Source organism: Bacteroides gallinarum DSM 18171 = JCM 13658 (genome assembly GCF_000374365.1).
Lineage (GTDB): Bacteria > Bacteroidota > Bacteroidia > Bacteroidales > Bacteroidaceae > Bacteroides > Bacteroides gallinarum.
Map to the genome: position 1 here is coordinate 1 of NZ_KB894187.1, position 12,206 is coordinate 12,206.

At 41.9% G+C, this 12,206-nt stretch carries 6 protein-coding genes and 2 tRNA genes; 5 read left to right on the plus strand and 3 right to left on the minus strand.

All coding sequences use genetic code 11. From position 1 onward, the window contains the following. Positions 1-348 precede the first annotated feature (348 nt). Together C233_RS0121060 and gyrA are read right to left on the minus strand one after the other, a co-directional pair. Complete coding sequence (locus C233_RS0121060) at positions 349-1,563, minus strand: tetratricopeptide repeat protein (protein WP_206514150.1); 1,215 nt, start codon at positions 1,561-1,563, stop codon at positions 349-351. Between the two features lie 31 nt (positions 1,564-1,594). Further along, complete coding sequence (gene gyrA, locus C233_RS0121065; RefSeq protein ID WP_026314957.1) at positions 1,595-4,120, minus strand: DNA gyrase subunit A; 2,526 nt, start codon at positions 4,118-4,120, stop codon at positions 1,595-1,597. A gap of 302 nt (positions 4,121-4,422) precedes the next feature. Here gyrA and C233_RS0121070 point away from each other — a divergent pair, with 302 nt between their 5' ends. The 5 genes from C233_RS0121070 to C233_RS0121090 all read left to right on the plus strand — a co-directional run bounded on the left by C233_RS0121070 (position 4,423) and on the right by C233_RS0121090 (position 11,828). Beyond that, positions 4,423-6,948: an ATP-dependent Clp protease ATP-binding subunit gene (locus tag C233_RS0121070; RefSeq protein WP_025069235.1), complete on the plus strand. Its 2,526-nt coding sequence runs from the start codon at positions 4,423-4,425 to the stop codon at positions 6,946-6,948. A 115-nt stretch (positions 6,949-7,063) separates the two neighbouring features. Next, complete coding sequence (gene htpG, locus C233_RS0121075) at positions 7,064-9,112, plus strand: molecular chaperone HtpG (RefSeq protein ID WP_018669477.1); 2,049 nt, start codon at positions 7,064-7,066, stop codon at positions 9,110-9,112. Between the two features lie 177 nt (positions 9,113-9,289). Then, positions 9,290-11,587 (plus strand): patatin-like phospholipase family protein, encoded by a 2,298-nt coding sequence (locus C233_RS0121080; protein ID WP_026314958.1) that lies wholly within the window; start codon positions 9,290-9,292, stop codon positions 11,585-11,587. Positions 11,588-11,661: 74 nt separating this feature from the next. Continuing rightward, positions 11,662-11,735, plus strand: a tRNA-Arg gene (locus tag C233_RS0121085). 19 nt (positions 11,736-11,754) lie between these two features. Next, positions 11,755-11,828: transfer RNA gene (locus tag C233_RS0121090), tRNA-Arg, on the plus strand. A gap of 135 nt (positions 11,829-11,963) precedes the next feature. On the opposite strand, the gene C233_RS23080 is transcribed toward C233_RS0121090, so the two are convergent. Next, the coding region (locus C233_RS23080) for a transposase (RefSeq protein ID WP_018669479.1) at positions 11,964-12,206 on the minus strand (243 nt) is incomplete at its 5' end.

Genomic DNA, 12,206 nt, shown 5'->3' on the forward strand with positions numbered 1-12,206 from the left:
TGCGTTCAAACGGGAACACTGAGTGAAGCCTGCCAAGCTCACTCTCATTAAAACTTTTGCGGTATTTTTCCAGAACATCAAATTCTGTGAAGCCCAAAGTTGGGTGAATTTCGGAAATATTTTGTATCTTAGCCATATCTTAGTCGGGGAATTTCCCCCGTTTTGGCCTTCAAACCTTATTTGCGGGGGAATACCTAAAGATACAAAAAAGCCAGCTAATTCGCAATATTTTGTGTATGAATTAGTTGGCTGATTTTATATTATTTACTGAATGTCCCTATATAAAAAAAGAGATAACTTGAAATTCAAGTTATCTCTTTTTTTATATAAGGGTTAATTTGGCTGTTTTTATTGCATCATCTTATCGATTTCATCAAATTCAGGTCCCATTTGCAGATTATAGTATACTCTGTACAGACCGTTTAACCATAAATCTTTCTGGTCAGGTTTCAACTCTCTTGCCTTTTCGTAATTAGGTCTTGCTTTCTCATAGAAAGTTTTTAATGTAGCTTGGTCTTCTTTATATTTCGGGTCGTTGACATCAGTGGTAGCTTTCTCTGAGAAGTCTTGAGCTTGCAGGCAGTAAATCAAACCTAAGTTAGAATATGCTTCTGCATAGTTGGGGTCTACTTCGATAGTCTTTTTGTAGAATTCGATAGCTTTATCATAATCTTTCATGTTGTGATAAAGATAGCCTTTTACATACAGATAGAATGTGTTGTTAGGGTCTTTAGCCAACATATCGTCTGCAAATTGCATGGCTTCATCGAACTTATTGTTATTGCTATAATAATCAATCAGATGACCGAAGAAGAATGAGTGTTCCGGATGTTTTTGAATACCTTCTTTTAAAGAAGCAATCCATTTAATAGTATCGCCTTGTGCCTTTAATGCAGTGGAGATAAATTCCATAGCATATTTCCCTACTTCTTTATCTTCTTTTGCATACGGAGCATACTTTAAAACACTTGGATAGTCTTCCATTTTAGCGGCAGCCAAGCTTGCATAATAAGCGATTTGAGGTAATACAGTGTCTGTTTCAAGCAGATTTTCCTTTTCGAACATCGGATTAGTAGCAATATCTACATAAGTAGCAAAGAAATCGAGAGCTTCTTTGTTCTTATCCGAATTGAAGAATTGGATACCGCCATTAATCAAGTTCGGACGTGCAGCCAACATAGCAGCACTATTGGACTTTCTGTATTTATTCTTGATTTTACCTTTTGCATTAGGAATTTGTGCAAGCTCATCGCATTTGAAGTAGTATTTGCACATGTTCAATGCGCTATTATATACTTTAAGAGTATCATAAGGTTTTCTCAGATATGCATTCTCCATTTCCTTTTCATTGATTCTCTTTTGAATAAAGCCTGCTACATCCCATGTCTCGGCATTGTCCTTGGTTTCAGCATTGGTCAAGGCTTCATTGATAAGTTTCTCTGCTTGGTCAAAGTTTGGTTTCACTTCGTTAGCAATGCTTTTAGCCTCTTTCACAGCTTTTTCTTGGGCGAAAGTGAAGCCTGCGGCAAGTAGTAAAACCATTGAAAATAGTACTTTTTTCATGATTGTAGAAAATTTTAAATTAATATTATGTCTATTCTTCATTTTCATTATTCATTGTGTCCTGAATGGATTCCGGTGTATTGTCATCTTCTTCGATGATGTTCTCTTCGTTTTCCGAGGTTACTTTACATACGGAACCGATTTCGTCGTTACGTTTTTCAAGATTAATCAACCGTACTCCTTGTGTAGCGCGTCCCATGATACGGACATCGGCTACTTTCAGGCGAATGGTGATACCTGATTTATTGATAATCATCAAGTCATTCTCGTCTGTTACGGATTTGATTGTTACCAACTTGCCGGTTTTGTCAGTGATGTTCATCGTTTTCACGCCTTTACCGCCACGGTTGGTTTTACGATAATCTTCGATATCGGAGCGTTTGCCATATCCCTGCTCTGATACAACCATGATTGTTTCTGTTTCAGGGTCTTTGATGCAAATCATTCCGACAACTTCGTCCTGTCCGTCTTCATCGAGTGTCATACCGCGTACGCCGGTAGCTGTACGTCCCATTACACGTACGGCATTTTCGTGGAAACGAATGGCGCGTCCGTTACGGTTGGCAATGATAATTTCGTTGTTACCGTTTGTCATACGTACTTCGATAACGCGGTCGTCCTCACGAATAGTTATGGCATTGACACCATTCTGACGGGGACGGGAATATTGTTCGAGTAGCGTTTTCTTAATAACACCATTCTTTGTACAGAATAGTACGTAATGACTGTTGATGAAATCCTGGTCGTTCAAGTTTTTCACACGCAGGTATGCATTTACTGCATCATCGGAATCTATATTCAGCAGATTCTGGATAGCACGTCCTTTGGAATTCTTTGTTCCTTCGGGTATTTCATATACTTTCAGCCAATAGCACTTACCTTTTTGGGTAAAGAACATCATGGTGTTGTGCATCGTTGCAGGATAGATATGCTCAACAAAGTCTTCATCGCGTGTTTCTGTTCCCTTAGAACCTACCCCACCGCGGTTTTGGGCGCGGAATTCACTCAACGGCGTACGTTTGATATATCCCATGTGGGAAATGGTAATAATCATTTCGTCGTCTGCATAGAAATCTTCCGGGTTGAATTCTTCCGATGAATAAACGATTTCCGACCGGCGTTCATCGCCGTATTTGTCTTTAATCTCTGTTAATTCATCTTTGATAACCTTACGGCAGAGCTCATCGTTGACGAGAATTTCTTCCAGATAGGCAATCTGTTTCTGGATTTCTTCATACTCGGCATGAAGCTGGTCTTGCATGAGACCGGTTAGTTGACGCAGGCGCATTTCCACAATAGCGCGTGACTGGATTTCCGTTAATTCAAAACGTTCCATTAAACCGCTTATGGCATCGTTCGGAGTTTTTGCGGCACGGATAATTCTGATTACTTCATCGATGTTGTCTGATGCGATAATCAAACCTTCTAAAATATGGGCACGTTCTTTGGCTTTACGCAAATCATATTGTGTGCGGCGGATAACTACATCGTGACGGTGCTCTATGAAGTACTTAATGAGGTCTTTCAGATTTAATAAACGGGGACGTCCGTGTACCAATGCTACATTATTCACACCGAAAGATGTCTGCAATAATGTCATTTTATAGAGTTTATTCAACACTACACTGGCATTGGCGTCGCGTTTCACGTCAATGACGATGCGCATACCTTCACGGTCTGATTCATCATTGGCATTGGAAATTCCTTCTATCTTCTTTTCGTTGGCTAAATCGGCAATGGATTTGATTAATTCCGCCTTATTGACCCCGTAAGGGATTTCAGTAACGACAATCTTGTCGTGCGTGGAGGTTGTCTCGATTTCTGCCTTAGCGCGCATTACGACACGTCCGCGGCCGGTCAGATAGGCTTCACGTACTCCGCTCATGCCGTAGATATAGCCGCCTGTTGGGAAATCTGGAGCTTTAATGTAAGTCATCAATTCCTCGATATCGATGTCGTTGTTATCGATATATGCGATACAGGCATCTATGACTTCTGATAAATTATGGGTCGGCATATTTGTAGCCATACCAACTGCAATACCGGAAGCTCCGTTTACAAGAAGGTTCGGAATGCGGGTAGGCATTACTGTGGGTTCCAGCAATGAGTCGTCGAAGTTGCTTTGCATATCAACAGTCTCTTTATCAAGGTCCTGCATCATTTCTTCTCCAATCTTCTGCAAGCGACATTCTGTATAACGCATGGCGGCTGCGCTGTCACCGTCTACGGAACCGTAGTTGCCTTGCCCGTCTACAAGCATGTAACGCATGGCCCAAGGTTGTGCCATACGGACGAGGGCTCCATATACGGATGAGTCACCGTGCGGGTGATATTTACCCAACACTTCACCTACGACTCTGGCTGATTTTTTATAGGGTTTATCTGACGTGTTTCCCAATCCCATCATCCCGAAAAGAATTCTTCGGTGAACGGGTTTAAAACCATCTCTAACATCCGGAAGGGCACGCGAAACAATGACCGACATAGAGTAGTCAATGTACGAAGACTTCATTTCCTCCTCGATGTTAATCTTTATAATTCTGTCTTGTTCAAGCATTTAAAAAGATTATTAATTATACATTTTCGGGTTTGTGAAAAACCACGCTAAAGTACTGCTTTTTTACGATATACAAAAGTTTTCCTTCATAAACTTTGTTGCTGGTGTATATAAATAATTTGTAATACTAAGGTGCTTTTATAGCAGTTTTATTATATAATAGGTATGGATAAGGATTTATGTATGGCATAATTTTGTGGCACGGGATTTGTACATTATTAAATCAGTTTATGATACGTGATATTGAGAAATACCGTATCTTTGTACGTAAATAACCTTTTAATTGAGGAGAATATATTTGTATGAACAATCAATTTTCACAAAGAGTTTCTGATATTATAACTTATAGCAAGGAAGAAGCTAACCGGTTGAGGAATAGATATATCGGTCCTGAGCATCTCCTACTCGGCATGTTGCGCGACGGCAGCGGCAAAGCTATTGAGATATTGATGAAACTCGATATAGATTTGAAGCGAGTAAAAAAACGTATTGAAAGCTTCTTGAAGGATGCCGAAGATGACACCCTATTGCCGGATGCGGATATACCATTGTCTCCGATGACTGCCAAGATATTGAAAATGTGTATATTGGAAGCACGTCTTTTAAAAAGTACGACTGCCGATGCCGAGCATGTGTTATTGGCTATATTGAAAGACGGAGATAATTTGGCTGCCACTGTTTTGGAGGAGAATCAGGTGAATTACCAGTCTGTATTCGAGCAACTTTCGATGAAGCCGACCAATCCTAATGCTGGTATGGGATTTTCGGAGGAAGATGAAGAAGACGAGGAAATGAATATGTCCCACTCTTCACGTAGCGCAGGAATGGGAGCATCTTCTTCGGCGCAGACGGCATCGAAGAAGCCTTCGAATGATACTCCGGTACTGGATAATTTCGGTATGGACATGACACGCGCTGCAGAAGAAGGAAAGCTCGACCCCGTTGTGGGTCGTGAACGTGAGATAGAGCGTCTGGCGCAGATATTGAGCCGTCGTAAGAAAAACAATCCGGTGTTGATTGGCGAGCCGGGTGTCGGTAAATCTGCTATTGTAGAGGGATTGGCATTGCGTATTGTCCAAAAGAAAGTATCCCGTATTTTGTTTGAGAAACGGGTTGTAATGCTCGATATGGCTTCCGTTGTAGCCGGAACCAAATATCGCGGACAGTTTGAGGAACGTATCCGTTCTATTATCAATGAGCTGCAAAAGAATCCGAACGTAATTCTGTTTATAGACGAGATTCATACTATTGTGGGGGCAGGTGCGGCTGCAGGCTCTATGGATGCGGCCAATATGTTGAAACCCGCTTTGGCTCGTGGTGAGATACAATGTATCGGCGCTACGACTCTTGACGAATATAGAAAGAATATTGAGAAAGACGGTGCTTTGGAACGTCGTTTCCAGAAAGTGATTGTAGAGCCCACTACTCCGGAGGAAACGCTTCAGATATTAAGAAATATAAAGGAAAAATATGAAGACCATCATAATGTAAGTTATACGGATGAAGCGCTGGAGGCATGTGTCAAGTTGTCAGACCGTTACATTACCGACCGTAACTTTCCGGATAAAGCTATCGATGCCTTGGACGAAGCCGGTTCTCGTGTGCATCTGATAAATATCAATGTTCCGAAAGAGATTGAAGAACAGGAAAAGTTGATAGAAGATGCGCGTATTTTGAAAGCTGAAGCTGTGAAATCACAGAATTTTGAGCTGGCTGCCAGTTATCGGGATAGGGAGAAAGAACTTTCCGTTCATTTGGATGAAATGAAAACGGAATGGGAAGCCCGCCTCAAGGACGACCGTCAGACTGTTGGCGAGGAAGAAATAGCCAATGTCATATCGATGATGTCCGGTGTGCCGGTACAGCGTATGGCTCAGGCGGAAGGTCTTAAACTGGCAGGTATGAAAGAAGAATTGCAGGCTAAGGTTGTGGCCCAGGATGCTGCGATTGAAAAACTTACGAAAGCTATTTTGCGCAGCCGTGTAGGTCTGAAAGACCCTAACCGTCCTATCGGAACTTTTATGTTTCTCGGCCCTACCGGTGTAGGTAAAACGCATCTGGCTAAGCAGTTGGCAAAATACATGTTCGGTTCCAGCGATGCGTTGATACGTATCGATATGAGCGAGTATATGGAAAAATATACCGTGTCGCGCATGATTGGTGCAGCTCCCGGATATGTTGGTTATGAAGAAGGCGGGCAGTTAACCGAAAAGGTACGCCGGAAACCTTACTCCATAGTTTTGCTGGACGAGATTGAAAAGGCGCATCCGGACGTATTCAATATTTTGTTACAAGTATTGGATGAAGGACGCTTAACTGACAATTATGGCAGAACTATTGACTTTAAAAACACGGTTATCATTATGACTTCCAATATCGGTACACGCCAGTTAAAAGAGTTCGGTCGAGGTGTAGGCTTTGCTGCACAAGCCCGTACTGATGATAACGAGTATTCGCGCAGCGTAATTCAAAAGGCATTGAATAAAACCTTTGCTCCCGAATTTCTGAACCGTCTGGATGAAATCATAACGTTTGACCAACTTTCATTGGATGCTATTACAAAGATTGTAGATATCGAGTTGAAAGGACTCTATGAACGTGTCGAAACAATTGGCTATAAACTGGTTGTAGACGATGAAGCCAAGAGATTTCTTGCTACGAAAGGCTATGACGTGCAATTCGGTGCACGCCCTCTGAAACGTGCCATTCAGAACTATCTGGAAGACGGGCTTTCGGAACTGATTGTATCTGCCGGACTTCAGCCGGGTGATACGGTTACCGTTTCCGTAAATAAGGAAAAAGAAGAGTTGGATATCGCCAAAGCGTAATAGCTCTTTTTGCAGAATAAAAACAGTCAAAATGTCAGTTCATCGGAACTGGCATTTTTTTTGTGTTCTGTTTGCCAAAACAATAAAAATATAAATCTAAAAATATAAACTTAGTATGCAAAAAGGAAATATTGGGGTAACTACAGAGAATATTTTCCCCGTTATCAAAAAGTTCTTGTATAGCGATCATGAAATATTTCTTCGTGAGTTAGTTTCTAATGCAGTCGATGCCACACAGAAACTTAAGACACTGGCTTCCATTGGCGAGTTTAAAGGTGAGGTCGGTGATTTGACTGTGCACGTATCTTTGGGTAAGGATACGATAACCGTATCTGACCACGGTATCGGTCTTACAGCAGAAGAGATAGATAAGTATATCAATCAGATTGCATTTTCGGGAGCAAATGATTTCCTGGAGAAATACAAGAATGATGCAAATGCCATTATCGGCCATTTCGGGCTTGGTTTCTATTCGGCTTTCATGGTAGCCAAGAAAGTTGAAATAATCACCAAATCATATCAGGACGGTGCTAAAGCCGTGAAATGGACTTGTGACGGTAGTCCCGAGTTTACAATTGAAGATACCGACAAAGCAGAACGCGGTACGGACATCGTTCTTTATATAGACGATGACTGCAAGGAATTCCTCGAAGAAGCACGTATATCCTCTCTTTTGAAGAAATATTGTAGCTTCCTTCCTATTCCTGTTGCATTTGGCAAGAAGAAAGAGTGGAAAGACGGTAAGCAGGTTGAAACAGCCGAAGATAATATTATCAATGACGCGAATCCCCTGTGGACATTGAAACCCAGTGAATTGAAGGACGAGGATTACAAAAAGTTCTATCGCAATCTTTATCCGATGTCTGATGAACCGTTGTTCTGGATACATTTGAATGTGGATTATCCGTTCCACCTTACAGGTATATTGTACTTCCCCAAGGTAAAGAGCAATATAGAATTGAATAAGAACAAAATCCAGCTTTATTGCAACCAGGTATATGTAACGGATTCTGTAGAAGGCATTGTTCCGGACTTTTTGACCTTGCTGCACGGTGTACTCGATTCGCCGGATATCCCGTTGAATGTGTCCCGTTCTTATCTGCAGAGCGATTCTAATGTAAAGAAGATATCTACCTATATAACGAAGAAAGTATCCGACCGCCTGCAATCCATATTCAAGAACGACCGCAAGCAGTTCGAGGAAAAATGGAACGACCTGAAAATCTTTATCAACTACGGAATGCTTACGCAGGAGGATTTCTATGATAGGGCAAAAGATTTTGCACTCCTTACCGACACCGACGACAAACATTATACTTTTGAAGAGTATAAGACCTTGATAAAGGACAATCAGACGGACAAAGACGGCAATTTGATTTATCTGTATGCCAACAATAAGGACGAGCAGTACAGCTATATCGAGGCTGCCAAGAACAAAGGATATAATGTATTGTTAATGGACGGGCAGCTCGATGTCGCTATGGTGAGCATGCTGGAGCAGAAGTTCGAAAAAGTACGCTTTACCCGTGTAGACAGTGATGTCGTCGATAACCTGATAATTAAAGAGGACAAGAAGAACGAAGTATTGGATGCCGGCAAACAGGAAGCCCTTTCTGCAATCTTTAAGAGCCAGTTACCGCGGATAGAAAAGGCAGAGTTCAATGTCATGGCACAGGCTTTGGGTGAAAACGTTTCACCGGTTATGATTACCCAAAGCGAGTATATGCGCCGTATGAAGGAAATGGCTAATATACAGGCAGGAATGAGCTTCTACGGTGAAATGCCGGATATGTTCAACCTGGTATTGAATGCCGACCATAAGCTGGTAAAAGAGATTTTGGCTGATGAAGACAAGAAATGTACGGCCGCTATTGCTCCGATACAGAAAGAAATGGATGATATCAACAACCGCCGCAATGAATTGAAAAAGAAGCAGGAAGGCAAAAAAGATGAAGAAATCCCTACTGCTGAAAAAGATGAAGTGAACGATTTGGATAAGAAATGGGAAGAGTTGAAAACTCAGAAAGAAAATCTGTTTGCCAACTATGCTGCCCAGAACAAGGTTGTCCGTCAACTGATAGATTTGGCGTTGCTTCAGAACGGCATGTTGAAGGGCGAAGCTTTGAATAACTTTGTTAAGAGAAGCATCGACCTGATTAAATAAAGCCCCTTTAGATTTCTATTATATAGGGCATTGCAACTTGTATAGGTTGTAATGCCCTTTTTTCGTCCGTTTTCTGATGATGAATATGTTTTTTTCCGTTGGATACGAAGTTTTTGGAAACTATTGCCTATATTTGAACATTGAATAAATTAGTATATTTCACTCGAAACCGTATTCATGAAAAGATTTCTTTTGTTTTTATCGGTCTGCTTATCCCTTCTGCCGTTTGTGCAAGCGCAGAAAGTCGGACTTGTTTTGAGTGGCGGCGGTGCGAAAGGTATGACGCATATCGGTATTATCCGTGCCTTAGAGGAAAATAACATTCCTATCGACTATATTACAGGCACTTCCATGGGAGCTATTATAGGCTCCCTCTATGCTATGGGTTACTCCCCGGACGATATGGAGGCACTGTTGCGTTCCGACGATTTCAAGCGCTGGTATTCGGGGCAAGTAGAACCCGAGTATGGATACTATTTTAAGAAGAACCGGCCTACTCCGGAGTTTTTCAACATTCGTTTCTCTTTTAAGGATTCGCTGCATATCAAACCCCAGATACTTCCTACAAGCATGGTAAACCCTATTCAGATGAATTTGGTTTTCGTGGAATTATTTGCGCGTGCTACGGCAGCGTGCAACGGCGATTTTAACCGCCTGTTTGTTCCTTTCCGCTGTATAGCCTCCGATGTATATAACAAAAAGCCATTGATTATGCGTAAGGGAGATTTGGGAGATGCAGTACGTGCCTCAATGAGTTTTCCATTTGTTTTCAAGCCGATAGAGATTGACAGTGTCTTGGCTTATGACGGCGGTATTTACAATAATTTCCCGACGGACATTATGCGCGAGGACTTTCAGCCGGGGGTTATTATCGGCAGCGTAGTAGCCGCCAACCCCAGTAAACCGAAAGAGAACGACTTGATGAGCCAGCTCGAAAACATGATTATGCAAAAGACCGACTATACCCTCCCGGATTCCTTGGGTATCGTTATGACATTCAAATATAATGATGTAAGCCTGCTGGACTTCGACCGCTTGCAGGAGTTGCACGATATTGGTTACAACCGGACTATCAGCTTAATGGATTCTATAAAGAGCCGTATTCATCGGAGGATAAATGCCGAAAATGTACGTTTAAGGCGGCTGGTATATCGCAGTAATTTACCTCAGTTCCGCTTTAGGGACATATATATAGAGGGAGCTAACCCACAACAGCAGGCATATATCAAAAAAGAGTTTCATGATGAGGACGATGAGGTGTTTACATACGAAGACTTGAAACGCGGTTATTTTCGCCTGTTAGCCGATAACATGATATCAGAGATTATCCCCCATGCGGTTTATGATTCCGAGAACGACCTGTATTCACTGCACCTGAAGGTCAAAATGGAAGATAATTTCTCCGTGCGCATGGGCGGAAGCGTCTCAACGACCAGCTCCAATCAGATTTATTTGGGATTGGGCTATCAGAACCTGAATTACTACCCCAAGGAAATAACCCTTGACGGCCAGATTGGCAAGATATATAACAATGCGCAATTTATGGCGAAGATAGACCTCCCTACCCGTATTCCGACCTCATACCGCCTTATTGCATCTTTAAGTACATTCGATTACTATAAAAAAGACAAGCTCTTTTCTAAAAACGATAAACCGTCTTTCAACTCTAAGGACGAACGTTTTGTTAAACTAATGGTAGCTTTGCCTTTTTTAGCCAACAAACGGGCGGAAATAAGTATCGGGTATGGAAAGCTTCAGGACAATTATTTCCAGTCCAGTGTGATAAACTTCGATAAAGACCGTTCCGACAAGAGCACTTATAAGCTTTTGGGAGGGGCTATCGGCTTTTATGGCAGCACATTGAATGCACGCCAGTATACTACGAAAGGCTATTTTGAGAAGTTGGTGGCACAAGTCTTTACCGGAAAAGAAAAATTCATACCGGGAAATCCCACCGAGACGAGCGTTACGACTAAAGAACGGCAGTCCTGGCTACAGATTTCTTATATGAAATACGCCTACCACACCATGAGCCCCAAATTTACATTGGGGTGGATGGCGGAGATGTTGTATTCATCGAAGAATTTTTCGGAGAATTATACGGCAACGATGTTACAAGCCGCGGACTTTTCTCCGACTCCTCACAGTAAATTGATGTATAATGAAGCATTCCGTGCCAATCAATTTTTGGCAGCGGGTATTAAGCCGATTTTTGTTTTCAATGATATGTTTCAATTCCGTTCTGAATTTTATGGTTTCATGCCGATATTTCCTATTGAAAAAAATGCTTTGAACAAAGCTTATTACGGAAAAGCATTTTCACGCTTTGAGTACATGGGAGAAATCTCCGTGATATGCCAATTGCCTTTCGGGGCGATATCGGCATATGTAAATCATTATAGCTCACCGAAAAAGGAGTGGAATGTGGGATTGACACTCGGTTGGCAGCTATTCAACTATCGTTTTGTCGAGTAATTTTCCTCAAAAAAAGTTTGCCTATCATTTGCTAATTCGGAAAAAGTACGTATCTTTGCACCCGTTAAACAAAAGGCCGCGTAGCTCAACTGAATAGAGTAGCTGACTACGGATCAGCCGGTTACAGGTTTGAATCCTGTCGCGGTCACACTTTTGTTGATAATAAGGGTCGCGTAGCTCAACTGAATAGAGTAGCTGACTACGGATCAGCCGGTTACAGGTTTGAATCCTGTCGCGATCACGAAGAGCCTCTGCAATTATTGCAGAGGTTTTTTGTTTATTTCTGTTTGGGGAATGTTTAGGGTCAACGTAAAAACGGGTCAACGTGGCTCAAGTCTGAAATCGGGTCAACGTAAAAATCTGAGGAATTCATTGATTAAGCATAAATTTTTGTTAGTCTGAATAGAAAGAAAGCCCTGTCCTTTACTCCTCTGAACTGCGTTCTGAACTCCTTGATTTTGGCATTGAACGATTCTGAAGCTGCATTGGTGGAACGCCTGTCGAAAAAGTTGACGATTTCCAGATAATGTGTCTGTATGGAACGTACCACCCTTCCGAACGCAAGAAAACCGGACTTTTCAACCTCGTCATACCATCTGGCAAGTCTTGTCAGAGCGGT

Excerpts from the sequence above, each read along its gene's own strand:
- C233_RS0121070 (WP_025069235.1), top strand. The coding sequence starts at position 4,423 with ATGAACAATCAATTTTCACAAAGAGTTTCTGATATTATAACTTATAGC.
- C233_RS0121080 (WP_026314958.1), top strand. The coding sequence starts at position 9,290 with ATGAAAAGATTTCTTTTGTTTTTATCGGTCTGCTTATCCCTTCTGCCG.
- C233_RS0121060 (WP_206514150.1), bottom strand. The coding sequence starts at position 1,563 with ATGAAAAAAGTACTATTTTCAATGGTTTTACTACTTGCCGCAGGCTTC.
- htpG (WP_018669477.1), top strand. The coding sequence starts at position 7,064 with ATGCAAAAAGGAAATATTGGGGTAACTACAGAGAATATTTTCCCCGTT.
- gyrA (WP_026314957.1), bottom strand. The coding sequence starts at position 4,120 with ATGCTTGAACAAGACAGAATTATAAAGATTAACATCGAGGAGGAAATG.